Here is a 24,911-nt window from a genome sequence, read left to right on the forward strand (position 1 = left end):
GCGATCAGTGGGAGACCTATTCCAGATGTTTCTTGACAGGATCAAGCCGCGCGCCGCGCAGGCGTGCAGGGGAAAATTGTAATGGCAAGCAAACCCAACCAATCCGTTTTGGCCCGGATGTTCGCGCGCAAATCGATTGCGCAGGTCCAGCGTGAAACCCAGACCAGCGAGCTGAAGCGCACGCTCGGCAAGTGGAACCTTCTGCTGCTCGGCGTAGGCTGCATCATCGGGGCGGGCATTTTCGTGCGCACCGGCAGCGCCGCGGCGCTCCATGCGGGGCCGGCGGTTATGCTGTCCTTTGTGGTTGCGGGCATTGTCTGTGCCTTTGCCGGGCTTTGCTACGCCGAGTTGAGCTCGACTCTGCCGGTGTCAGGCTCGGCCTACACGTATAGTTACACGACGCTTGGCGAGTTTGTCGCGTGGATCATGGGGGCGCTGCTTCTGCTGGAGTATGGCCTCGCTGCGTCGGTGGTCGCGGTTGGCTGGGGCGGCTATGTGGTCAGCCTGCTCGCGGACTTCGGGCTTGTGATACCGCCGCAGTTTACCGGTCCTGCTGGCGTGACGCTCATGCGGGATGGCGTTCCGGTGGTCGTCGATGGCCAGACGGTGACGACGATCTTCAATCTGCCGGCCTTCCTGATCTGTATCGCGCTTTCGGGGCTGCTGATGCTGGGCGTGTCGGAATCGGCAAAGGTCAACAATGTGATCGTCGGCATCAAGGTCAGCGTGCTGGTTGCCTTCATCGCGGTTGGCGGGCTGATCGTCCTGTCCAACCTCGGCGAGTTGATGGCCACCAACTGGGTGCCCTTCATCCCCGAATATGACGCGGCCGCCAATAACGGCGAAGGCGCCTTCGGGGTTGACGGGATCATGCGCGCCGCCTCGATTGTGTTCTTCGCTTACATCGGGTTCGAAGCGGTTTCGACCGCCGGGCAGGAAGCCAAGGACCCGGCCAAGGATATGCCGTTCGGCATTCTGGGCTCGCTGATTGTCTGCACCGTGATCTATATGCTGGTGGCTGCGATCATGACGCTGCTGGTGCCCTATGGCACGCTCAACGTTCCCGATCCGGTTGCAGTGGTGGTCGACAATTTCGGTCCGACCTGGGGCTGGCTCGCCAAGATCATCAAGGTCGGCGCGATCATCGGCCTGACTTCGGTGGTGCTGGTGCTGATGTATGCACAGACCCGGATCTTCTACACCATGGCGCGTGACGGCCTGCTGCCCAAGATCTTCAGCAAGGTGCATCCCAAGTACCAGACGCCCTATGTGAACACGGCTCTGGTCGGCATCATCACGGCAGTGGCCGCCGGCTTCTTCGACATCAACGTGTTGGGGGACATGACTTCGGTCGGGACGCTGGCAGCTTTCGCCATCGTGTGTCTGTCGGTGATCTACCTTCGCCGTAACGCGCCGGAACTGCCGCGCGGGTTCAAGGTCCCGCTCTATCCGGTCACGCCGGTGCTCGGCATCCTGTCCTGTGCCTATCTGATCTATACCGTCCCGCCGAGCGTGCTGATCTTCTTTGCCTGGTTCATGGCCGGGATGATTGCGCTCTATTTCATCTACGGCCTTTCGCATTCCAACCTCCAGCATGGCGAGTGGCAGGATGATGCGCCCGACATGGGCGAGTTTCCGGGGCCGGTGATCGACGACTGACCCTCGTCATTCGGACGTGCTTTGAAGGGCGCGGGGAGCAGACATGCTTCTCGCGCCCTTTGCATTGCAACCGGAGCAATGTTGGAACATAAAGCGAACATATGAGTCGTTCATCCATGTTCTCCAAGCCATCACCTGCCCGCATCCTGTCCCGTGCGCTCGCCGAAACACGCTGGCGGCCGGGCTTGGCTAACCAGCCGTTCCACTCCGAGATCTTCGCCTCCGCCAGTCAAGCGAGCGGGGCGGGGCTGGCGCTGGCTCTGGCACGCGATGCTCTGGCCGCGTCGAGCGAGGGCGATGATGCCCGCCAGGTGCTGTGGGTGCAGGATCGCAAGGCGATCAGGCTGGGCGGGCGGCCCTGTCTTGCGGGTCTGCCGCCGGACCTGCGTCACCGTCTGATCCACGTCGCCGCTGCCACGCCCGAGGACGCGCTGTTCGCGCTGGAGGAAGGGCTCAAGTGCCGCGATCTGGTCTGCGTGATCGGCGAGATTGCGGGCAACCCGCGCTCGCTGTCCTTCACCGCCTCGCGCCGTCTCAGCCTCACGGCGGAACGGCACGGGGTGCGATTGTGGCTGGTGCGGCTCGATGCGGAGCCTGATCTTTCCTCGGCACGGATGCGCTGGCGGGTGAGCGCTGCGCCGTCACCGGACCCGCGCTGGAACCCTGCCGCACCCGGCACTGCCACCTGGCACGCCGAACTGTTCCGTGCGCGCACCCACGCGCCGGGCGAATGGATGTTGAGCGATGACACTGGAACCTTGCGCATCCGCCGCGATCCCGTTTCCGACACCGACGGCACCATCACGCCGGATATTATCCGTCTGGTTCGCCCGACTGTCGGTCGATCGCTGGCGGCTCGCGTTCGCGCCTGAGGAGCGGGCGGCCACCGATGCGCAACCGACCGCGCTGACCCTCGATACTGTGCACGGGCCGCGTATCGCCGCCGTCAATGATGCGGGGCTGGCGGCAGGCGCGCGGGCGGGAATGCTGCTCGCCGATGCGCGTGCGCTGTGCCCGCAGCTTGTGGCGGTCCCGGCCGATCCGGCGGGTGACCTGGCCAACCTCGAGAAGCTTGCCCTGTGGGCGCAGCGCTGGGGGCCGTGGAGCGCGCTTGATCCGCCCGATGGTCTGCTGGTCGATGTGACCGGGGTGGCCCACCTGTTCGGCGGGGAGGCACAGCTGATCGCAGATGTCACCCGCGCCTTTGCACAGCGCGGCCTTGCCGCGCGCGCGGCCCTCGCGCCGACGGCGGGTGCGGCGTGGGCGCTGGCCCATTACGCGCGGGCGGGTGCGATCCTCGATCCCGGTGACGATCCGCTGCGGCTGCTGGGCGATTTGCCGGTCGCGGCGCTCAGGCTTGACGACGATGTGCTGACCGTGCTCCGCCGCCTCGGCATCAAGCGTCTGGGCGAGCTTGCCGGGGTAAGCGGCACCGGCGACGATCCGGCGCAAGAGGCTGCCGCGCGCGATGCCTTGCGCCGCCGGTTCCGCAATCACCGCTCGCCCGCGGCCAATCCGCTGCTGCGGCTCGACCAGTTGCTGGGACGTGTGCCTGAGCCCCTGCTGCCGGTCATCGCCCGCCCGATGCCGCTGGTGCAGCGCCGGCTGATGGAGCCGCTGCGCCACCGCGATTTGCTCGACCGGGTGGTGAATGATCTGGCCCATGACATGGTGCGCGCGCTCGAGGCGCGGGGGGAGGGCGCGCGGCGGCTCGAACTGGCGCTGTGGCGGGTCGATGGCGAGGTGCTGATGCGCCGCATCGAGCTTGCCGCTCCCACCCGTGAGCCCACGCACATCACCCGGCTGTTTGCCGCGCGGCTCGACGATGTCGAAGCCGGGTTCGGGATCGAGATGCTGCAATTGCGCAGCCCCTGGAGCGAGCCGGTCAGCGCTTCGCAGGCCGATCTCGATGCTGCCGCCGAGAACCACGGCACCGCACTTGCCGCCTGCATCGACCGCCTGACCGTGCGGCTTGGGGTCAAGGCGGTCACCCGCCCGGTCGCCCGCGCCAGCCACATCCCGGAGCGCGCGCAAGGCTGGCAACCCCCGCTCACCCCGGTGCCGCCGATGCAGAACACGCTCGCCTTCCACACCCGTCCCTTGAAGCTGCTCGACCGGCCCGAGCCGATCGCGGTGCTCTATGCCTCGCCCGACGGCATTCCCCAGCGCTTCCGCTGGCGAGGGGAGGTGCGCGAGGTTGTGCGCGTCGAAGGGCCGGAGCGGATCGCGCCCGAATGGTGGCGCGAACGCTCCACGGCGCGGCTGCGCGACTATTACCGGATCGAGGACGAGGCGGGACGCCGTTACTGGATCTATCGTCAGGGGATCATCGGCGATGGACGCGGCGGGATGCCGGACTGGTTCCTGCAAGGCCTTTATGCCTAACGCCTCTTTACCGCCTTGCTTAGCTTTCCTTTACGGATTTGTGCGATGCTTGCAGCATGAACCTCGACTCGATCTCGCGTTCCTCCGATCGTCGGCCGATGAGCCTGACAGTGAAAAGCCGCGTGCGTTCGCGCGTGGTCTTTGTCGATCTGCTCGACCTCTCCGAAGGGGGCTGCAAGATCCGCGGGAAAGCCGGGTTTGCCGAAGTCGGTGACCGGGTGACCATGAAGGTCAACGGGATCAACGCCCCGCTCGGTTCGGTCGCCTGGGTTGAAGGCTCGGTCGCCGGCGTCGCTTTCGAAGGTGCGATGCATCCGGCGGTGATCGACTATCTGTGCGACCAGCACGACGAGCGCGATTCCGGCCCGAGACTGCGCCGCGTCATCTGATCCCTCGCGCTTGCAAGCTTTGCATTAGGCAGAAGGGTTTCTGGAACATATAAGGAACACGAAAGGTGTTCCCCAAGTTCCCATGGCCCAGCAAACCCTCCGCCAGAAGCTCGAAATCCTCGCCGATGCAGCGAAGTATGATGCGTCCTGCGCGTCATCCGGAACGGCGAAGAAGAACTCGCTGGGCGGAAAAGGCGTGGGTTCGACCGAGGGGATGGGCATTTGCCATGCCTACGCGCCGGATGGGCGCTGCATCTCGCTGCTCAAGATCCTGCTGACCAACCACTGCATCTTCGACTGCCACTACTGCATCAACCGCAAGAGCTCGAACGTGATGCGAGCCCGGTTCACGCCGCAGGAGGTGGTCGACCTCACGCTCAATTTCTACCGCCGCAATTATATCGAGGGGCTGTTCCTGTCCTCGGGCATCGTCAAGAGCGCCAATCATACGATGGAGCAACTGGTCGAGGTCGCGCGAATTCTGCGCGAAGAGCACGATTTTCGCGGCTATATCCACCTCAAGACCATTCCCGAGGCCGATGCCGAGGTGATCCATCAGGCCGGGCTTTATGCCGACCGCGTCTCGATCAATGTCGAACTGCCCACCACGGCCGGGCTGACCCGTCTCGCGCCCGACAAGAATGCGGGCCAGATCGAGGGCGCGATGGGGCGGACCAAGGCGCGGATCATCGAGGCCAAGGATGAAAGGAAGCGCTTTCGCCATGCCCCCCGCTTTGCACCGGCGGGCCAGTCCACCCAGATGATTGTCGGCGCGGACGATGCCTCGGATAGCGCGATCATTGGCAAGGCGAGCCGGCTCTACGGCGATTTCGGGCTGCGGCGCGTCTATTACAGCGCCTTCTCGCCGATCCCCGATGCCTCTGCGGTGCTGCCGCTGAAGCGCCCGCCACTGCTGCGCGAGCACCGCCTGTACCAATCCGACTGGTTGATGCGCTTCTATGGCTTTGCCCCGCAGGAGGTGGCCGACGCTGCGGAGGCGGATGGTAACCTGCCGCTCGACATTGACCCCAAGCTCGCCTGGGCACTGAAATTCCGCGAGAGCTTTCCGGTCGATGTGAACCGCGCACCAAGGGAAATGCTGCTGCGGGTGCCGGGGCTGGGAACCAAGGCGGTGGCGCGCATCCTTGCTTCGCGTCGACACCGGACGTTGCGTCTGGATGATATCGCGCTGCTGACCGCTTCGATCACCAAGGTGCGCCCCTTCATCTGCGCGCTCGACTGGCGGCCCACGCTGCTCACCGACCGCGCCGATCTGCGCGGCCTGATCGTTCCCAAGCAGGAACAGCTGGAGCTGTTCTGATGACAGCGATGCAGCATGTCTCCCTCGGCGCGCATTATGCCGTCCATCTGCCTGCGCCTGACGATTTCGCCTTCTGGCGCGAGCGGGCACGCGGGTTGATCCGGTGCGACGTGCCACCTGACCGGGTTTCGTGGATCGAGCCGGGCGGGACAGGCGATTTGTTCGCGTCCGATGGCCCAGCGCGCAGCGACAAGCGCCTGCCCGCGCCGCGCGCCGATGCGCCGCCGGTGCGTGCCAGCCAGCGCTTTCTCACCATTGCCCGCAGCGCCGCGCTGCACAGCGATCCTGCGCGTTTCGGGTTGCTCTATCAGGTGCTCTGGCGGCTCCAGCGCAATCCCCGTCTGATGGAGGACAAGGCCGATCCCGAGGTCCGCCGGATCGAGGAACTCGCCAAATCGGTGCGGCGCGATGCCCACAAGATGCACGCTTTTGTCCGCTTCCGCGAGGTTCAGGAGGAGGACGGCACCCCGCACTTCGTCGCCTGGTTCGAGCCCGATCACCATATCGTCCGCGCCGAAGCGAGCTTCTTCATGCGCCGCTTCGCCAATATGCGCTGGTCGATTCTCACTCCGCGCGGGACGATCCACTGGGACGGCGAGACCATGCGCGAAGGCCCGCCCGCGCGCCGCGAGGATGCGCCGGGAGACGATCCGGTCGAGGATCTGTGGCGCTCCTACTACGCCTCGATCTTCAATCCGGCGCGGCTGAAGGTCGGCGCGATGCTGTCGGAAATGCCGAAGAAGTACTGGAAGAACCTGCCCGAGGCCGAGCTGATCCCGCAGCTGATCGCAGGCGCGCAGGCACGCGAGGCGGCGATGGTGGCAGCAGGCGCGCGGGCCGAACGGGCGCGGCCTGCGAGCCTCGCCGAAATCGCGCAGAGCATTACCGCCTGCCGCGATTGCCCGATTGCCGATTGCGGTACCCGCGCGGTGATGGGCGAGGGCGCGCCGGGCGCGCCTCTGATGATCGTCGGTGAGCAGCCGGGGGATCAAGAGGATCTGGCTGGACGCGTGTTCGTCGGGCCGGCGGGACAATTGCTCGATCAGCACCTCATCCAAGCAGGGATCGACCGCCGCACGGCCTATGTCACCAATGCGGTCAAGCACTTCAAATTCACGTGGAAGGGCAAGCACCGCCTGCACCAGTCTCCAGGCGCGAAAGAGATCGACACCTGCCGCTGGTGGCTTGAGGCCGAGCGGCAGATCGTCCGGCCCCGCATTGTGCTGGCACTGGGGGCGAGCGCCGCGCGGGGTCTCCTCGGCCGTACGGTCAGCATTACCCGTGAGCGGGGCAGGGCGATCATGCTCGATGCTGCAACCGAGCTGTGGGTGACGGCGCACCCTTCCTACCTGCTGCGATTGGACGGTGCGGCGCGCGAGCAACAGGCAGCGCTATTCGCCGCCGATCTCGCAGCGGTGAGGGAGCGGCTAGCGGAGCTGACAGGCTGAGATGCCCGAAGGTCCGCTCACCCCCGACAAGCGCACGCTCGATATCGACCCCGCTGCGGTCGCGCCGCCGCCGCGCGCGCCTTTTGTCGAGCTCGGCCTGGTCAGCTGCTTCAGCTTCCTGCGCGGGGCTTCGGACGCGGTCGACATGGTGCTGGCGGCGCACGCCCTGGGCTACGACGCGCTGGGGATTGCCGACGTCAATTCGATGGCCGGGGTGGTGCGCATCCACACCGAGGCGAAGACGCTCAAGATGCGGCCCGTGATCGGCTGCCGGATCGAGACTGTCGAGGGGCTCGCCTTCCTCGCCTACCCCGAGGACCGCGCCGCCTATGGTCGGTTATGCCGCCTCATCAGCGCCGGGCGGATGCAGACGCCCGAGGGCGAGTGGCAGGAGAAGGGCGTGTGCCAGATCACGCTGGCGATGTTGGCGGCGGAGACGGAAGGCGTGCAGCTGATCCTGCTACCACCGGATGATCTGGAGGCAGAGTTCAGCATTCAGGTGCCCAGCAATGTTATCCCCTTCCGCCGATCCGGACCCGATCCGGGACCGCTTGACGACAGCGATCCCGGCTTTTGCCGGGATGACGAGCGAGAGATGGCGTTCCCCGATCTCCTCCCCCACCTCGTCCGGCAGCTGCCGACCTTGCGCCACATCGCCGCCAGTTACCTCTACCGCGGCGATGATATTGCGCGGATCGAGTGCCTGGACGCACTCGCCCGCGCACATGGCCTCGGCCTGCTCGCCACCAACGACGTCCACTATCACGCCCCCGAGCGCCGCGCCTTGCAGGACGTGATGACCGCGATCCGGCACAAGACGACGGTGGCGGCGGCCGGATACTTGCTCCACCCCAATGCCGAGCGGCATCTCAAATCGCCCGAGGAAATGCAGCGCCTGTTCGCGCGCTGGCCGCACGCCATCGCCGCAGCGCGCGCAGTGGCCGACGCCTGCCAGTTCAGCCTCGATGAATTGCGCTACGAATACCCCGAAGAAATTTACCCCGACGGGCAGAGCCCGCAGCAATATCTGGAAGCCGAGGTCTGGGCAGGTGGAGCGCGGCGCTATCCCGAGGGCCTTCCTGAAGCGGTGCGCGAGACTTTGCAGCGCGAGCTTGCTCTCATCGCCAAGCTTGATCTTGCCCGCTACTTCCTCACCATCAAGGACATCGTCGATTTCGCGCGGGGGTGCGATCCGCCGATCCTGTGTCAGGGGCGGGGCAGCGCGGCCAATTCCGCCGTGTGCTACGTGCTCGGCATCACCAGCGTCGATCCGGCCAAGCACCAGCTGCTGTTCGACCGCTTCATCTCCGAAGAGCGGAAAGAACCGCCCGATATCGACGTCGATTTCGAGCACGAGCGGCGCGAGGAGGTGATCCAGTACATCTACCGCAAATATGGCCGTGACCGGGCCGGGCTGTGCGCAACCGTCATCCACTACCGCCCGCGCATGGCGATCCGCGAGGTGGGCAAGGTGATGGGCCTCAGCGAAGACGTCACCAGCGCCTTGGCGCGCACAGTGTGGGGCGGTTGGGGGCGCGAGATCAGCGAGAAGCACGCTGCCGAAACCGGGCTTGATATCACCGATCCACATCTGCGGCGGGTTCTGAAGCTCACCGAGCAGATGATTGGAATGCCGCGGCATCTGGGCCAGCATGTCGGAGGCTTCATCCTCACCGAAAGCCCGCTGACCGAGACCGTGCCGATCGGCAACGGCGCGATGCCGGAACGCAGCTTCATCGAGTGGGACAAGGACGATATCGAGGCGCTGGGCATCCTGAAAGTGGATGTGCTCGCCTTGGGGATGCTGACCTGCATCCGCAAATGCCTCGATCTGCTGACCGCGCATCACGGCCGTGCGTTGACCCTCGCCACGGTCCCGCGCGAGGACCCGGAAACCTATGCGATGCTGCGCAAGGGGGATTCGCTCGGCGTCTTCCAGGTCGAGAGCCGCGCGCAGATGAACATGCTGCCACGCCTGCGCCCGCGCGAGTTCTACGATCTCGTCATCCAGGTCGCGATTGTGCGCCCCGGGCCGATCCAGGGCGACATGGTGCACCCCTATCTGAAGCGCCGCCGCGGGGCCGAGCCGGTGCAAATCCCCGCGCCTTCGCCCGAACATGGCCCGCCTGACGAACTCACCAGCATTCTCGGGCGCACGCTGGGCGTGCCGATCTTTCAGGAGCAGGCGATGAAGATCGCGCTCGACGCGGCCAAGTTCTCCAGCCTCGAAGCCAACCGGTTGAGGAAGGCGATGGCGACCTTCCGCAGCCGCGGGATGGTGGACGAACTTCAGGACATGATGGTCGAACGCATGGTCGCGCGCGGCTATGACCGCGACTTTGCGCAGCGCTGTTTCAACCAGATCAGGGGCTTCGGCGAGTACGGCTTCCCCGAAAGCCACGCGGCAAGCTTTGCGCAGCTGGTTTACGTGTCGAGCTGGCTCAAGTGCCATTACCCGGCGGCCTTTGCCTGCGGCTTGCTCAATTCGCAGCCGATGGGCTTTTATGCGCCCGCGCAGATCGTGCGTGATGCGGCGGAGCATGGAGTGCGCGTGCTGCCGGTCGATGTGAACCACTCGGCTTGGGATTGCACGCTGGAGGGCGAGGGGGAGCATCACGCGCTGCGCCTTGGCCTGCGCCAGATCGACGGGCTGCCCGAACACGTCGCCGCTACGCTGGTGGCGCAGCGCGAGGCGGGCGGAGCTTACCGCGACATTGCCGATCTGCGCGTGCGCGCCGGGCTTTCGCCTGCCCATATCGAGCGGCTTGCCAGCGCGGATGCCTTTACCTCGCTGGGCCTTACCCGCAGGCAGGCGCTGTGGGATGCGCGCAGCCTGATCGCCGCGCCCGACTTGCCGCTGTTCCGCGCCGCTGGCGTGCGCGAGGAAGGCGCGGAACGGGCTGCCATCGCTCTCCCCGCCATGCCGCTTTCGGAAGAAGTGGTGGCCGATTACCAGACCACCCGCCTTAGCCTGAAGGCGCACCCGATGGCCTTCCTGCGCGCCGATCTCGCCGCACGCGGTTTCGTGCGTGCCGCCGATCTGCGCGCGCGCAAGTTCCGCAGCATGGTGCAGGTCGCAGGGGTGGTGCTGATCCGCCAGCGCCCCGGCAGCGCCAAGGGCGTCACCTTCATCACCCTTGAGGACGAGACGGGGGTCATCAACCTCGTTGTCTGGCCTGACCTCAAGGAAAAGCAGCGCAAGGTGGTGATGGGTGCGCGGCTGATGGAGGTGCGCGGGCGGGTCGAATATGATGACGAGGTGATCCACGTGATCGCCGCGCACATGACCGACGCGACGCAAGCGCTCCATGCGCTGTCCGACGATCTGCTGGACGCCCCGCTCGCCCGCGCCGACGAGGTCAATCGCCCGATGCCGGAGCGGGGGCCGCCGGTGCCGCGCGATCTGATCGACGAACTTGCCCCGCAACCCAACGTAACCGGGCACCCACGCGACCATCGGATTTTGCCAAAGTCGCGCGACTTCCACTAGGGTGATACGATGCCCCGCACCCGATCAAACAAGCATTTCCGCGCTGCCCGTCTTGCCATCATCGCGCTGGTGCTGCTGACAGGAGCAATAGCGGGGTGGCAGTGGTTGCTGGTGCATCCGCAGCACAATCCATGGGCGCCGCTCGACCTGCGCGATCCTCCGGGATGGGCAACCCGCACCAAACTCGCAAGGCTCAAGGGCGATGTGGACGAGTGCCGCGCCGTGCTTGCCCGCAGCGACGTTGCTTTTACGGCGCTTCCGGCAACCGGGGTGGGGGATTGCGCGCGCACAGATCGCACCCGGCTTGGCGAATATCCCCTCGCCCCCGATACGCCCGCGGTTACCTGCCCGGTTGCCGCAGCGCTGGAGATATGGCGGCGCGACAGCGTGGCCCCCGCCGCACGCGACATTCTGGGCAGCGAACTTGCCCGGATCGAGCACCTCGGCGCCTTTTCCTGCCGCAGGATGTATGGCGGCGCAGAGGGCCCTTGGAGCGAGCACGCCACCGCCAACGCCATCGACATCGCTGCCTTCGTGCTGGAGGACGGGCAGCGGATCAGCGTGCTGAAGGACTGGGACGGAACGGAGGCGGAAAAGCGGTTCCTGCGCACCGTCCGGGATGGCGCATGCGGCAGCTTCGCCACCGTTCTCTCACCCGAATACAACGCCGCCCACGCCGACCACTTCCACCTCGACCAGGATGATCGCTGGGCGGGGGTGTGCCGCTAGCGCCTAAATCGGCTCGAGCGCGTAACCTGCCGACCGGACGGTGCGGATCGGGTCCTTTGCCCCGTCAATGCCGATCGCCTTGCGCAGGCGGCGGATGTGGACGTCCACCGTGCGCAGTTCGATGTCCGATCCTGTGCCCCAAACGCCGTCAAGCAATTGGCCGCGGCTGAACACCCGGCCCGGGCTCTCCATGAAGAACTTGAGCAGGCGATATTCCGTCGGGCCAAGCTGCAGGGCGCGGCCGCGGCGCTGGACCTTGTGCGCGACGGGATCGAGCTTGAGGTCGCCGACCTCGATGGTTTCGCCGGCGAGAGCGGGGCGGATGCGGCGCATCACCGCGGCGACGCGGGCCAGTAACTCGCGGGGGGAAAAGGGTTTTGTGAGGTAATCGTCAGCCCCGGTTTCCAGCCCGCGCACCCGGTCATCCTCGGCCTCGCGCGCGGTGAGCATGATGATCGGGACATGCGCCGTTTCCTTGTCGCGGCGCAACCGGCGGCAGACCTCGATCCCGCTGGTGCCCTCGATCATCCAGTCCAGGATGATGAGATCAGGCACCTCCTCGGCGGCGAGCATCAGCGCTTCGTCACCATCGCCGGTGCAGCGCACGGCGTAGCCTTCGTTCTGGAAACGGTATTCGAGCAGCTCGGACAGGGCGGGATCGTCTTCGACCAGCAACAGTTTGGCGGCGGACATGCGCAAGTGCCTCCTCAAGCCCGCAAGCGCGGGGAACTCCCGGCGCTATGTGTCACTCGAGCGACAGTTTGATGAAACCCGGCAAGTTTTCAACCGCGGTGTGACAATCGGCAATGTTTCCCGTGAAACATTGCCACAAGGCGCCCCTAAACGGGGTCTAGAGGGGGTCTAACAGGGGTCTAAGCGGGGTCTAACGCCGCCAACTTGCCACCTGACCGCCCCCTGCGGGCTGCAAGCTTCAACGGTCGCCTTCGGGCGGATAGACGCCGGTGGCCGCGAAGTGCACCATCTCGGCCACGTTGGTCGCATGGTCGCCGATGCGTTCGATATTGCGGGCGACAAACAGCAGTTGTGCCGCGCTCGAAATGGTCGAAGGATTCTCGACCATGTAGCTGACCAGATTGCGGAAAATCGAGTTGTAGAACCCGTCCACCTTGGCATCGGTTGCAATCACCTCACGCGCCAGATCGGGATCGCGCGCGGCATAGGCGGTCAGCACGTCGTGCACCATCTCGCCCGCCAACTCGCCCATGGTGGGCAGCAGCGTCAGCGGTTCGAACCGGGCGCGGCCTTCGATCATGCCGGTGCGCTTGGCGATGTTCTTGGAATAATCGCCGATCCGTTCCAGCACGCCAGCGATTTTCAGCGCGGCGATCACTTCGCGAAGGTCATCGGCCATCGGCGCGCGCAGGGCGATGATCCGCACCGCGAGCTTGTCGACCTCCATTTCGAGCGCGTCCATGCGCTTGTCGCGCAGCACCACCTGTTCGGCCAGTGCCTCGTCCCCGCGCACCAGCGCGTCGAGCGATTCGGCGATCGCGACTTCGGCGAGGCCGCCCATCTCCGCAATCAACCCGCGCAGCCGGGTGATGTCCTCATCGAATGCCTTGACGGTATGTTCAGCCATCAGCCGTACCTTCCGGTGATATAGTCTTTGGTACGCTCTTCGATCGGATTGGTGAAGATCTCTGAGGTCGGGCCGTATTCCACCATCTTGCCGAGGTGGAAGAAGGCCGTGCGCTGACTCACGCGCGCGGCCTGCTGCATCGAGTGGGTGACGATCACGATGGCGTAGCGTCCGGACAGATCATCGATCAGTTCCTCGATCTTGGCGGTCGCAATCGGATCGAGCGCGCTTGCCGGTTCGTCCATCAGGATGACCTCGGGGTCAACCGCGATGGCGCGGGCAATGCACAGGCGCTGCTGCTGGCCGCCGGACAGCGCGGTGCCCGAATCCTCGAGCCGGTCCTTGACCTCGTCCCACAGGCCCGCGCGGGTGAGCGAGCGTTCGACCACCACGTCGAGATCGGCCTTCTTCTCGGCCAGCCCGTGGATGCGGGGGCCATAGGCGATGTTTTCGTAGATGGTCTTGGGGAAGGGGTTGGGCTTCTGGAACACCATGCCGACACGGGCGCGCAATTGCACCACGTCCATGCGGTTGCCGTGGATGTCCTCGCCGTCCAGCTCAATCAGCCCGGTCACCTTGGCCGCACCGATCGTGTCGTTCATGCGGTTGAAGCACCGCAGGAAGGTGGACTTCCCGCAGCCCGACGGGCCGATGAAAGCCGTGACGTAATTGGGCGAGATGTCGATCGACACATGATCGATCGCCTTCTTGTCGCCGTAGAAGACGCAAACGTCACGCGCGCGAATCTTCGCGTTTTCGTCGGCCATATTGGGATGGATTACAGTCACCAGCGTTTCTCGAACTTGTTGCGGAGGTAGATGGCGAGGCCGTTCATTGTCAGCAGGAACACCAGCAGCACGATGATAGCCGCACTGGTGCGTTCGACAAAGCCGCGATCGATCTCGTCCGACCACAGGAAGATCTGCATCGGCAGAACGGTGGCGGGCGAGGTGAAGCCTTCGGGCGGGGTGGCAACGAAGATGCGCATCCCGATCAGCAGCAGCGGCGCGGTTTCACCCAGCGCGCGGGCCATGCCGATGATAGTGCCGGTCAACATGCCCGGCAGCGCCAGCGGCAGCACATGGTGGAACACAACTTGCACGGGCGAGGCCCCGATAGCGAGCGCCCCGTCACGGATCGAAGGCGGCACCGCCTTGATCGCGTTACGCCCGGAAATCACGATCACCGGCATCGTCATCAGCGCCAGCGTCATGCCCCCGATCAGCGGCGCAGATCGCAGGTTGGGGAATAGCGCAAGGAAGATCGAGAGCCCCAGCAGGCCGAAGATGATCGAAGGCACCGCCGCCAGGTTGCTGATCGACACTTCGATGATGTCGGTCCAGCGGTTGCGGGGGGCATATTCCTCAAGATACAGCGCCGAGAGCACGCCGATGGGGAAAGCCAGCACCAGCGTGACCAGCATGGTCAGCATCGAGCCCTTGAGCGCGCCCCAGATGCCCACCGACTGCGGGCTCGTCGCGTCGGAACGGGCGAGAAAACCCCAGTCCCAGTTGCGCGAAAGCTTGCCCTGATCGGTCAGCCTGGCGGCGAGCGCCTGCAATTCCGGTGAGCCTTCGCCCTGCATGCCCGCGGCCAGCGCCGAGGTGGTGGGTAGATAGAAGGTATCGCTGCCGGTGATGAGATCGGGGTTCTTGGTCAGCGCCATGGCAACATCGCGCCACGCCTCGGGCGAGATTTGCGCGGCGGCGTCCTTGCCCAGCTGCTGCTCGGCGAAGAAAGTGACGATCGCAGGCATTCCCTGCATTTCGAGGGTCTGCACCGCGCTCGGCGCTGTCAGTGATACCGCGTCGCCTTTTACGCCGCTGGCGGCAAAGTCGATGGTCACCTCAAGCTCGGCGCGCTGGAACCCGGCCACGCCGTTCATCAGCATGTTGCCGAGCAGGAACACCAGGACCGCGACCGAGAACACCACCGCGCCAAGCCCGATGCGGCGGAAATTGCGTTCCGCCCGGTAACGCTTGGCGAGCCGCTGCTCGAAGGCGGGCGTGCGGGTGGGGCCCAACTGTTCGGCGCTGGGCGTTGCATCCTGAGGAAGGGCGGAAATGCTCATTCGTAAGCCTCGCGGAAACGCTTGACGACGCGCAGGGCGATGAAGTTGAGCGCCAGCGTCACCATGAACAGCACGAAGCCGAGCGCATAGGCGCTGAGCGTTGCGGGGTGATCGGTGCTCTGTTCGCCGGTCAGCAGCTTGACGATCTGCACCGTAACGGTCGACATCGGCTCAAGCGGATTGAGGGAGAGATTGGCGGCGGGAGACGCGGCCATCACCACGATCATGGTCTCGCCAATCGCGCGGCTGACTGCCAGCATAATCCCGGCCACAATCCCGGGCAGCGCGGCCGGAAACAGCACGCGGCGGATCGTCTCGGACTTGGTCGCGCCCATCGCAAGGCTGCCGTCACGCATCGCGCCGGGAACAGCCGCCATCGAATCGTCCGCCATCGAGGAGACGAAGGGGATGATCATCACCCCCATCACGATGCCCGCCGCCAGCGCGCTCTCTGTCGAGGCGTTGGTGATGCCCACCGCCACGGCGGCATCGCGGATCATCGGGGCGAGGGTGAGCGCGGCGAAATAGCCATAGACCACCGTCGGCACGCCTGCGAGCAGCTCCAGCAGCGGCTTGATCCAGGTGCGCACGCGCGGGTCGGCATATTGGGTGAGGTAGATCGCGCTCATCAGGCCGAGCGGGATGGCGACGATCATGGCGATCACCGCGCCGATGAAGATCGTCCCCCAGAACAACGGCACCGCGCCATAGCGGGTCGGATCGACCGCCTCGGGGCTGCTCATCGTGTCCGGCCCCCACTTGGTGCCGAACAGGAAATCGATCGGCGAGACCATGCCGAAGAAGCGCACCGTTTCGAACACGAGGCTGGCGAAGATGCCGAGCGTGGTGAGAATCGCCACCAGCGATGCAAGCAGCAGGAAGGTCATCACCGTCCGCTCGACCCGCGTACGTGCGCCGAATTGCGGGCGAAGGCGCAGGAAGGCGAGCGCGCCGCCTGCCAGCGCGATCAGCACCGTGACGAGGATGCCGATGGTGTTGTAATGGGCAAAGGCATCGCGGAACGGCGCGATCAGCGCCTCGGCCTCGTCATTGAAGACACCCGGCGCCTGCCCCAGCGCCACCGCGCGGGCCTCACCGAGGAAGGCGTCACGTTCAAACCCGAAAGCGGGCAGCGCTTCTGCTGCGGGGGAGGCGAGCACGGTCTGCATGACCAGCTGCGGCGCGATCACCGACCATGCCACCACGAAGACCAGCACCGGGATCACCACCCACAGGGCGACGTACCATGCGTGATAGATCGGGCGCGAGGCAGGGCGATGTGCCGCATCGCTCGTCTGGAAGCTCCACGCCTTGGCACGGCCAGCCAGCCAGCCAAGCAGGCCGAGGCCAAGAGCAATCAGGATCAGCGTGATCGGCGACATGAATCAGACCTGTGTTTCCTGCAGGAATTGCGTTTTTTCAGTTGGCCCGCGTGTTTCGGGACACGAGCGCCGTAAGGTCCGGCTCCGTTGCCATGACGGCGCCATGTTGAACAAATAAGACAGGTTTATGACAGTTGTTCGGATTCCGGCTCGCGGGGGCCATTATCGTCCGTCTCCGATGAGGCGGTTTCAACCGGCAAAATGGCTTCGGCGAGCGGAATTCGAACGACCACGCGGGTGCCTTTGCCGACTTCGCTGGTGATGTCGAGCCGGCCCCGGTGGCGTTCCACAATATGCTTGACGATGGCAAGGCCCAGGCCGGTGCCGCCAGAGGCGCGGCTGCGGCCCGGATCGGTGCGGTAGAAGCGGCGGGTGAGGTGCGGGATCTGTTCGGGCGCGATACCGTCGCCTTGGTCGATCACCGCAATCCGCGCCAAATCGCCCTGCGCCAGATCGAGCACCACCGTCACCGGCGTATCGGGCGCGCCATATTTCAGCGCATTGTCGACGAGGTTGCGCACCACCTGTTCAAGCTGTTGCAGATCGCCGGTCACCACCGGTTCGGTGGTCAATTGCAGCGCCAGCCGATCGAGCCGCTGCGGCCCGGCGGCATCGCGGGCGGCACGCTCGACAAGGGAGGCCAGGTCGATGCGTTCAGTCGGCAGATCGTGCTTTTCCGCCTCGACCCGCGAAAGACTCATGAGGTCGCTGACCAGCGCGTGCAGCCGCTGCGCCTCGCGCTCGATGATGCCGAGAAACTTGCGCGCGGTCGGCGTTTCGAGACTGCCGTCGCCTTCCTGCAAGGTTTCCACATAACCGAGGATCGCGGCCAGCGGCGTGCGCAGTTCGTGGCTGGCATTGGCGACGAAATCGGTATGCGCGCGGCTGATGTCAGCCTCGGCGGTCTGGTTGATGAATTCGAGCATCGCCAGCCGCTCGTCGATCATCTGGCGGTTGATCTGCCAGATGTCATTGCGCCGCACGAGCCCGCGCACGATCGCCTCGCCCTGACGGTTTTCGGCCAGCAAAGAGATCGCTTCGGGCTGGCGCAGGCCGACGCGGGCGTCCTGACCGATCACATGCGGCCCCAGCATCTTGCGAGCGGCGCTGTTGGCAAGGGCAATGGTGTTACGTTCGGTAATGACCAGCGGGATCGAGGAATTTTCGATCAGGTCGCCAATCGATTCGAGCGTGAGCGGCTGCTTGACCTTCGCCTTGGGCGGCTCCGGCGGGCGTCCGGCGGCGACCAGCAGCGACCCGACCCATACCGTCAGCACGCAGACCGCAATGACGACATCCGTGCCCAGCAGCAGCAGCGCCACGAAGGTCACCGCCGCTAGCAGGATGCCGGCGATGGGGATGTTCTGGCTGCTGCCCATGCCAGAGGCCTTACAGCCAAGCTTTCAGCGAGGGAAGGGGGGTGCGCCTGCCGCGAGATACGAAAAAGGGCGGCCAAGCCGAAGCCTGCCGCCCTGTTTCAATCACACCCGAAGGTGGTGACCCCTACGGGAATCGAACCCGTGTTTCAGCCGTGAAAGGGCCGCGTCCTAACCGCTAGACGAAGGGGCCGTCGCGATTGCGAGAGCGCGCCTTTAGGGGGGTGTTTCGGGACGGTCAAGCCCCGACCTGCGCAAAACTTTGCTGTCGGCGCTCAATCGGCGAAAGCAGCATCTTCCAGCATCAATTCGGCCGCCGGGCGGTTGCCCCAATCATCGATCTTGGCGCGTCCGGCGAGGTGGAAGCGGCGACCCTGGCTGCGGTGGAGCAGGGTCTGCGCCATCTCCGTCTCGGCAGCACGGAAAGCGATCGCCTTGAAGCTGCGCCCGTCGTTCCCGCTGGCGACCAGCCGCAGGTGGTCCTTGCCGACGATATCCGCCTTGATGATGCGCACCGGGCCGACGGCAATCCGCGGCGCAGGCCAGCCCACGCCGTAGGGTCCGGCTGCCTCCATCATCTCGACAAGCTCCGGCGTAAGCCCGCCCGGCGCCAGCGCCAGATCGAGCAGCATCGCCGCACCCGCCCGCGCACGCTCCACATCGCGGGCGAGGCGTTCGTCGAGGAATCCGGCAAAATCCGCGAGCCGCGCCGGATCAATCGTCAACCCCGCCGCCATGGCGTGCCCGCCGCCTGCCACCAGCAAGCCGGCCTCGCGCGCGGCGATGATCGCGGCGCCCAGATCGACCCCGCTGATCGACCGGCCAGAGCCTTTGCCCTGCACATCGTCGAGCGCGATGACCACCGCAGGCTTGCCGGTCTTTTCCTTGATCCGCCCGGCAACGATCCCGATCACGCCCGGATGCCAGCCATGCCCGGCGATCACCTGCACCGCCATGTTGTGCTGTCCGGCAAGCTGCGCTTCGGCGGCTTCCTGCACTTCGCCTTCGATGGCGCGGCGTTCCTCGTTCAGTTGCGATAGCTGCGCGGCGATGGTGCGCGCTTCTTCGGGATCGGTGGTGGTCAGCAGCCGCACCCCAAGTGTCGATTCGCCGATCCGGCCCCCTGCATTGATGCGCGGGCCGAGCGCGAAACCGAGGTCGCTGCATTGCGGCGCGCGGGTGAGACGGCTTGCATCCATCAGCGCCGCCATGCCGATCCGTTCGCGCCGGGCGAGTACCTTCAACCCTTGCGCCACAAAAGCGCGGTTGAGGCCGTGCAGCGCGGCGACATCGGCCACGGTGCCCAGCGCCACCAGATCGAGCAGGCCCATCAGGTCAGGCTCGCGCCGCTGGGCGAACCAGCCCTTGGTGCGCAGGTTTCGCACCAGCGCGATGCCGAGCAGGAAGGCCACGCCGACTGCCGCCAGATGGCCATGCGCCGCGCCAAGATCGCTTTCGTCGAGGCGGTTGGGATTGACCAGTGCGGTCGCAGGCGGAAGGTCGGCCGAGCATTTGTGGTGATCGACCACGATCACATCGACCCCGACATCGCGCGCCATGCCCAACGCCTCGTGCGCCATCGCGCCGCAATCGACCGTGACGATCAGCTGCGATCCGTTTTCCGCGAGTTTGACCAGCGCCTCTCCCGACGGACCATATCCTTCGAGCAAGCGGTCGGGGATATAGTAACCCGCCTCCAGACCCAGCTGGCGCAGCAGTTCCACCAGCAACGCGGCACTGGTCGCCCCGTCGACATCGTAATCGCCGTAGATCGTCACCCGCTCGCCGGTCATCACACTGTGTGCAAGGCGTTCGGCGGCGGTATCCATGTCGCGGAAAGTGGAGGGATCGGGCAGGAAGCCGCGCATGGTGGGCTGGGCATGGCGTGCCAGATCATCTTCCGCCACGCCCCGGGTCAGCAGCAATTGATCGATGATCGAATGATTGAGCCCATGCGGGCCGCCCGCGCTGTCCGCGTCCAGCTCCATGTTCCCGCCGCGCCAACGCCATGCCTTTCCCGAAAGCGAGCAGGTAACGCCGAGCACCGGGGCAAAGCCGGGGGAGGAAAGCGGAAGGGTGGCCATGTCCTGCTGATAGCGCAAAGCATTGTTCGCCAACAGGTGCGCGCGGTTGACAATCGACAGGCCTGCACGGAAGCCTTTGCCTGATGGATGATGGCCCTCCCGAACCCCGCCTGTTGATCGTCTGGCATAGCCGCACCGGTGCGAGCGCCGCGCTGGCGCATGCGGCAGCAGAGGGCGCGGGCGGGGCGGCATGGTTTGTGTCTGCGGACGAGGCCACGCCTGACATGCTGCTGGCGGCTGATGGCTACATCTTCTGCTGTCCCGAGAATCTCGGCAGCATGAGCGGGCTGATGAAGGAGATGTTCGACCGCGCCTATTACCCCGTGCTGGGCCGGATCGAGGGGCGTCCCTATGCCACGATCATCGCTGCCGGATCGGACGGGGAGGGGGCGCAGCGCCAGATCGATCGGATCGTGACAGGCTGGCGGCTGCGGCGGGTGGCGGAGCCGCTGATCGTCAACCTCGGCGCGCAGACACCCGAAGCCATTGCAGCTCCCAAGCAGGTGGCCCCCGAAGCGCTTGATCGGGCGCGCGACACCGGTGCGGCGCTGGCAGAAGGGTTGAGGCTGGGCCTGTTCTGACGTTTGCTCCGAAGCGGAACCAGTAGGCCCTTTGGGGACTCGACGAGTCACGGCAAACGCGGCAAATGTAGAGCAGGAATTCTGTTGCTATTCGGCCAACTTACGAGGGAGGCCTGGACGATTTTACAGCCGCAGCGCGCTCAGGATGCCGAGCTGCACCTGCTGTTTGCCGGTGGCAAACGGCCCGACAGGCTTGCGATTCGCGCCTTTGCGAACCGCCAGCCAACGGTGAGCATCAGCCACGATCCCGTTCCCGACGATGCGCCGCACGCCGAGACGCTGTGGCCAGGCCAGATGCATTGGCTGGAACTGCTGCGCGACGGGCTGACCTTTGATCTCAGCGGCGTGGCGCCCGGCCCTGCGAGCCTATACCCCGATTTCGCACATCGCTTCGATATGACTGCATTGCCCTTAGAGGGCGAATATGATGTCCTGACTCTCCGCCCGGGACCGCATCTCGCGGCCGGACGCGGCAGCCTGCCCCTGGTCCGTGCGATGTTGGCACTGGCCTGCGAGATGGTGCGCCAGTTCGATGATCTGGTCGCGGTAGGGTGGGGCCCGGCGAACAGTGTGATCGGGCGGCGGTTTTTCGAATCCGTCATCAGCTCGTGGCTTGATGGAGGCGCGTTCCCGGCGCTGGGACTGTGCGCCTTTGTCGAAACGCCCGATGGTGCGCTCGAAAGCGTGGGCCTCGGTTACTGGATCGGGCAGGAACTCAGGATCGAGCCGCCGTTCAGCGCCGACCGTGTGGCCGCCACTCGGCTCGGTATCCGCTTGATCAATCATCTGGTCCTTGCTGGCGAGCTCCAGCAGGATGACCGCATTACCGCACCCGATGGCACGCGCCTGGTGCTCCGCCCCTCGCGCAACCGTGCGCTGATCAGTGTGTGGCGCGAATAGATGCAGGCTTCGGGTCGCACCGCCAACCTGACTGTTGTTACCTTCCGCTCGGTGAATGCGCCGGGCACGGCAGACTACGACCCCGGATTGCAGCGCCATCACCTGCTGCCCTGCCAACTGCTATCGCAACGCTGCTTCGGGCGGATGTTTGCCGACGTGGGGCGGGCGCGGATCGGGTTCGATGATTTCCGCTACAACGGCTTGCTGATGCCCTCGACCGAGGGCGCGTCGCTGCGCACGGGAATGCCGCTGCACCGCGGTCCGCATCATCGTTACAACGAAGTGGTGATCGCACGCGTCGGCCGGATCGAGGCGCAGTGGTCCCTCGCGCGCCGACGGAATGACGAAGACGCACTCGGCGAAGCCTTGTTCCGCCTGCATCTGCTGCAAGGCGCGTTGCGGCGGCAATTGCTCGCGCAGCGCCGGCGGGTCGTGCTGAATCGCAGGGACCCGCTCGGCACCGGCTTTGACTTCAGCGAACTCGACGCAATGGCCGAAGCGCTGTGGATGGCGGAGTAAAGCTTACTCTGCCGCTTCGGCCATTGCGCCCCACGAGGCATAGCCCGAATTGGCGAGCAGTTGCGCCTTGGCGGCGTGATATTCGCGCTCGAACCGGGCGACGAGGTCTTCGACCGTGCCGACTTCCTTGATCGGGCCGATGCCCTGACCGGAGCCCCAGATATCCTTCCACGCCTTGGCCTTGGTGTTGCCGCCGCTGCCGAAGTTCATCTTGCTGGGATCGCTGACGGGCAGGTTGTCCGGGTCCATCCCCGCCGCCTCGATCGAGGAGCGCAGGTAGTTGCCGTGCACGCCGGTGAAGAGGTTGGTGTAGACGATCCCTTCGGACGAGCCCTCGACGATGCCTTGCTTGTAACCTTCGGCAGCGTTGGCTTCCTTGGTGGCGATGAAGGCGCTGCCGGCATAGGCGAAGTCGGCACGCAGGGCTTGTGCTGCAAGGATCGTCGCCCCGTGGCCGACGCTACCGGACAGCGCGACGAGCCCGTCGAACCACTCGCGGATTTCCTGCATCAGCGCGAAGGGCGACAGCGCGCCCGCGTGACCGCCAGCGCCCGCCGCCACCGGGATCAGGCCGGTTGCGCCCTTTTCGATCGCCTTGTGGGCAAAGCGGTTGTTGATGACGTCGTGCATCGTCACGCCGCCCCAGTTGCGCACGGCGGTGTAGATGTCCTCGCGCGCACCCAGCGAGGTGATGATCATCGGCACCTGCCACTTCTCGCACGTCGCCATGTCGGCATCGACGCGGTCGTTGGTCTTGTGGACGATCTGGTTGACCGCGAAGGGCGCAGCCGGACGATCAGGATGCGCGCGGTTGTGGGCGGCCAGTTCCTCGGTGATCTGGTGGAGCCATTCATCCAGCTGCGACTGCGGCCGGGCGTTCAGCGCCGGAAAGCTGCCGATGATCCCCGCCTTGCACTGCGCGATCACCAGCTCCGGGCCGGAGACGATGAACAGCGGCGATCCGATCAGCGGCAAGCGCAGGCGATCAAACGGGGCGGGAAGGGGCATGGGTTTCTCCTGAAAACGTATTCGGCTTGAACGGGTTTCTCTAACGCAGGTTCCTGATGTGCCAAGTGCGATTTTGCGAGGTGGGTCGGGTCAGCCGAGCAGGTCTTCCAAGCCGTAGAAGCGCGCCGCCGTCCCAGCGAACAGCGCTGCCCTCTCGTCTGCGCTGGCCGAGCGGGTGAGGCGCTTGAAGGCGTTCCACAGCACCGCGTAATCCGCGCCCCAGTAATCGACAGGATAATTGCTCTCGAACATCGCGCGGTCCGGCCCGAAGGCTTCGATGCAGGTTTCGATATAGGGCCGCCACAGGGCCGCCAGATGTTCGGAGGAGTGACCGGCGGCGGGGCCATCTTCGGGCAGGGCGCAGAAGGCCATCGCCAGCCCGCCCAGCTTCACCACCACGTTCTCGCAAGCGGCCAGTTCGCGGATATTGTGCCGCCATTCGTCAAACCGCTCGTGCAGCTTGCCCTTGTAGCTCGCCACGCCCACCGGCGTGCCGCAGTGGTCAAGGCAGATCGGCTGATCGGGGAAGGCGCGGGCGAGGGCAATCACATCGGGCAATTGCGGCTCCAGCACCCAGGCATCGAAGGTCATCCCGCGCTTGCCGAGCTGCGCAAATCCGGCGCGGAACGTCGTATCCCGATACAGGCCTTCAGGGTGGTGGAAAGGCGGGCCGAGCACCTCTACATCGGCATCCCAGGCCCCCGCATGGCGAATACCCTTGAACCGGTGCGGTGCAGCCGCGTGGAGCGCGTCCAGCACTTCGCCCGCGCGCTCGCCCAGCATCAGGTTGGCGTGGCCGACAATCCCGGCACACATCCGCCCCGGCCCATAAAGCCCGCTTGCCGATTGCGCCGCGACGCCGTTCACGAACTCGACCTCGCCCACCGGCTTCAGCGCATCGCCATAGGCGCCGTTGTAGAACGCGCCGCACTCCATGAAAACGGTGCCGATGATGTTGTGCCCGCTGGTCAGATGCGCGTGAAGCTGGTCGAAGGTGTAATGCGCATTGTCGACCAGCGCGGCGATGAAATGATGATGCGGCGCCGGGAACATCGGGATCATCGGCCGCAAGTCCCAAAGGTGGTGGTGCGGGTCGATGATCTTGAGATCGGGTTCAAGGATGGCTTCGGTCATGGTTGCATTTTCTCCCTATTCCACCACCCGCACATAAAGATGCCAGGTCGCATGTCCCAGCACCGGCAGCGCGATCAGCAGCCCGAGAAAGCCCGGCAGCATCGCCACGAATAGCAGTGCAGCGATGATTGCAGCCCAGCCCAGCATCACCGCAAAATTGCGCCGCATCACCTTGAGGCTGGTGATGATCGCGGTGAGGAAATCGACCTTGCGCTCGACCAGCAAGGGCAGGCTGATGACGGTCATGGCGTAGAAGGCAAAGGCCATGATTCCGCCGACCGCGCTGCCCACCGCCAGCATCGCCAGGCCGGGGGCCGTCAGAAGCGCATCAAGCGATTCTCCGCCCATTCCGCTTTCCGCCATGAACACCGCGAAGATCGCATGGGCGACAATCATCCAGAACGAAAAGGCGACGAAGACGATCACCCCCATCGACAGGATCTGGTCATCGCCGTGGCCCTTGAGCGCGCCCAGCACCGCGCGCCATGTCAGCGGCTCGCCTGCAGCGCGGCGGCGGCTCGCCTCGTAGAGACCGACCGCGATGAAGGGCGCGACCAGCGGGAAGCCCGCGATGGCGGGGATCAGCCAGGTCAGCTCTCCGCCCGAAACCGTAGCCCAGCCGATACCCAGACCCGCCAGCACATAGACCCCGCCGAAGAACAGGCCGAAGCGCGGCATGGCGAGGAAATCACGCCAGCCTGCCGCCAGTGCCACCGCCAGATCGCGCCATGCCAGATCGCCTGCCACGGCAGGGCTGGTCGGCGCGGCGGGAACGCCCGGATTATGCTGCAACCCTGTCATCGCGGGCCTCTCCTCCCTTGGCCGGCAAGGTTGC

The 24,911-nt window shown here is 65.5% G+C and carries 21 protein-coding genes and 1 tRNA gene; 11 read left to right on the forward strand and 11 right to left on the reverse strand.

What is annotated here, in order from left to right; genetic code table 11:
- Positions 1-81 precede the first annotated feature (81 nt).
- The 8 genes from KVF90_RS11020 (at position 82) to KVF90_RS11055 (ending at position 11,421) form a co-directional block, all read left to right on the forward strand.
- Positions 82-1,659 carry an amino acid permease gene (locus KVF90_RS11020; protein WP_264391625.1) on the forward strand — a complete coding sequence of 526 codons (1,578 nt, stop codon included), beginning with the start codon at positions 82-84 and terminating at the stop codon, positions 1,657-1,659.
- Positions 1,660-1,760: 101 nt separating this feature from the next.
- The gene (locus tag KVF90_RS11025; RefSeq protein WP_264391626.1) at positions 1,761-2,531 is read left to right on the forward strand and encodes a recA-like protein; all 771 of its coding nucleotides are present in this window, start codon (positions 1,761-1,763) and stop codon (positions 2,529-2,531) included.
- Between the two features lie 49 nt (positions 2,532-2,580).
- Complete coding sequence (locus tag KVF90_RS11030) at positions 2,581-4,044, forward strand: DNA polymerase Y family protein (protein ID WP_264394487.1); 1,464 nt, start codon at positions 2,581-2,583, stop codon at positions 4,042-4,044.
- 56 nt (positions 4,045-4,100) lie between these two features.
- Positions 4,101-4,433, forward strand: coding sequence for a PilZ domain-containing protein (locus KVF90_RS11035; protein ID WP_264391627.1), 333 nt, complete (start codon positions 4,101-4,103; stop codon positions 4,431-4,433).
- Between the two features lie 82 nt (positions 4,434-4,515).
- Positions 4,516-5,754 carry a putative DNA modification/repair radical SAM protein gene (locus KVF90_RS11040; protein WP_264391628.1) on the forward strand — a complete coding sequence of 413 codons (1,239 nt, stop codon included), beginning with the start codon at positions 4,516-4,518 and terminating at the stop codon, positions 5,752-5,754.
- Complete coding sequence (locus KVF90_RS11045; protein WP_264391629.1) at positions 5,754-7,202, forward strand: UdgX family uracil-DNA binding protein; 1,449 nt, start codon at positions 5,754-5,756, stop codon at positions 7,200-7,202. Before KVF90_RS11040 ends, KVF90_RS11045 begins: the two co-directional genes overlap by 1 nt.
- A gap of 1 nt (position 7,203) precedes the next feature.
- Positions 7,204-10,692: an error-prone DNA polymerase gene (locus tag KVF90_RS11050; RefSeq protein WP_264391630.1), complete on the forward strand. Its 3,489-nt coding sequence runs from the start codon at positions 7,204-7,206 to the stop codon at positions 10,690-10,692.
- A gap of 9 nt (positions 10,693-10,701) precedes the next feature.
- Complete coding sequence (locus tag KVF90_RS11055) at positions 10,702-11,421, forward strand: extensin family protein (protein ID WP_264391631.1); 720 nt, start codon at positions 10,702-10,704, stop codon at positions 11,419-11,421.
- Positions 11,422-11,424: 3 nt separating this feature from the next.
- Here KVF90_RS11055 and phoB read toward each other — a convergent pair whose 3' ends face one another.
- The 8 genes from phoB to recJ form a co-directional block, all read right to left on the reverse strand.
- The gene (gene phoB, locus KVF90_RS11060; RefSeq protein WP_264391632.1) at positions 11,425-12,114 is read right to left on the reverse strand and encodes a phosphate regulon transcriptional regulator PhoB; all 690 of its coding nucleotides are present in this window, start codon (positions 12,112-12,114) and stop codon (positions 11,425-11,427) included.
- A 238-nt stretch (positions 12,115-12,352) separates the two neighbouring features.
- A complete protein-coding gene (phoU, locus tag KVF90_RS11065) occupies positions 12,353-13,021 on the reverse strand; it encodes a phosphate signaling complex protein PhoU (protein ID WP_264391633.1) in 669 nt (222 codons plus the stop codon).
- Complete coding sequence (gene pstB / locus KVF90_RS11070) at positions 13,021-13,788, reverse strand: phosphate ABC transporter ATP-binding protein PstB (RefSeq protein ID WP_264394488.1); 768 nt, start codon at positions 13,786-13,788, stop codon at positions 13,021-13,023. The genes phoU and pstB overlap by 1 nt, the downstream gene beginning before the upstream one ends.
- Positions 13,789-13,805: 17 nt before the next feature.
- A complete protein-coding gene (gene pstA / locus KVF90_RS11075; RefSeq protein WP_264391634.1) occupies positions 13,806-15,092 on the reverse strand; it encodes a phosphate ABC transporter permease PstA in 1,287 nt (428 codons plus the stop codon).
- Positions 15,089-16,474 carry a phosphate ABC transporter permease subunit PstC gene (pstC, locus tag KVF90_RS11080; protein ID WP_264391635.1) on the reverse strand — a complete coding sequence of 462 codons (1,386 nt, stop codon included), beginning with the start codon at positions 16,472-16,474 and terminating at the stop codon, positions 15,089-15,091. The genes pstA and pstC overlap by 4 nt, the downstream gene beginning before the upstream one ends.
- Before the next feature lie 125 nt (positions 16,475-16,599).
- Complete coding sequence (locus KVF90_RS11085; protein WP_264391636.1) at positions 16,600-17,853, reverse strand: sensor histidine kinase; 1,254 nt, start codon at positions 17,851-17,853, stop codon at positions 16,600-16,602.
- Positions 17,854-17,968: 115 nt separating this feature from the next.
- Positions 17,969-18,043, reverse strand: a tRNA-Glu gene (locus KVF90_RS11090).
- 82 nt (positions 18,044-18,125) lie between these two features.
- Positions 18,126-19,934, reverse strand: coding sequence for a single-stranded-DNA-specific exonuclease RecJ (recJ, locus tag KVF90_RS11095; protein ID WP_264391637.1), 1,809 nt, complete (start codon positions 19,932-19,934; stop codon positions 18,126-18,128).
- Between the two features lie 83 nt (positions 19,935-20,017).
- On the opposite strand from recJ, the gene KVF90_RS11100 reads away from it, so the two are divergent.
- The 3 genes from KVF90_RS11100 to KVF90_RS11110 all read left to right on the forward strand — a co-directional run bounded on the left by KVF90_RS11100 (position 20,018) and on the right by KVF90_RS11110 (position 21,934).
- A complete protein-coding gene (locus KVF90_RS11100) occupies positions 20,018-20,515 on the forward strand; it encodes a flavodoxin family protein (RefSeq protein WP_264391638.1) in 498 nt (165 codons plus the stop codon).
- Between the two features lie 228 nt (positions 20,516-20,743).
- Positions 20,744-21,415, forward strand: a complete 672-nt coding sequence (locus KVF90_RS11105) for a hypothetical protein (protein ID WP_264391639.1) — start codon at positions 20,744-20,746, stop codon at positions 21,413-21,415.
- On the forward strand, positions 21,416-21,934 hold the full coding sequence (locus tag KVF90_RS11110; RefSeq protein ID WP_264391640.1) for an AHH domain-containing protein: 519 nt from the start codon (positions 21,416-21,418) through the stop codon (positions 21,932-21,934).
- Positions 21,935-21,937: 3 nt separating this feature from the next.
- On the opposite strand, the gene KVF90_RS11115 is transcribed toward KVF90_RS11110, so the two are convergent.
- The 3 genes from KVF90_RS11115 to KVF90_RS11125 form a co-directional block, all read right to left on the reverse strand.
- Positions 21,938-22,942: an NAD(P)H-dependent flavin oxidoreductase gene (locus KVF90_RS11115; protein WP_264391641.1), complete on the reverse strand. Its 1,005-nt coding sequence runs from the start codon at positions 22,940-22,942 to the stop codon at positions 21,938-21,940.
- Between the two features lie 90 nt (positions 22,943-23,032).
- The gene (locus tag KVF90_RS11120; protein WP_264391642.1) at positions 23,033-24,076 is read right to left on the reverse strand and encodes an amidohydrolase family protein; all 1,044 of its coding nucleotides are present in this window, start codon (positions 24,074-24,076) and stop codon (positions 23,033-23,035) included.
- 15 nt (positions 24,077-24,091) lie between these two features.
- Positions 24,092-24,877, reverse strand: coding sequence for a DUF2189 domain-containing protein (locus tag KVF90_RS11125; RefSeq protein ID WP_264391643.1), 786 nt, complete (start codon positions 24,875-24,877; stop codon positions 24,092-24,094).
- Between the last annotated feature and the right edge of the window lie 34 nt (positions 24,878-24,911).

This window comes from Porphyrobacter sp. ULC335, from assembly GCF_025917005.1.
In the GTDB taxonomy this organism is placed as follows: Bacteria; Pseudomonadota; Alphaproteobacteria; order Sphingomonadales; family Sphingomonadaceae; genus Erythrobacter.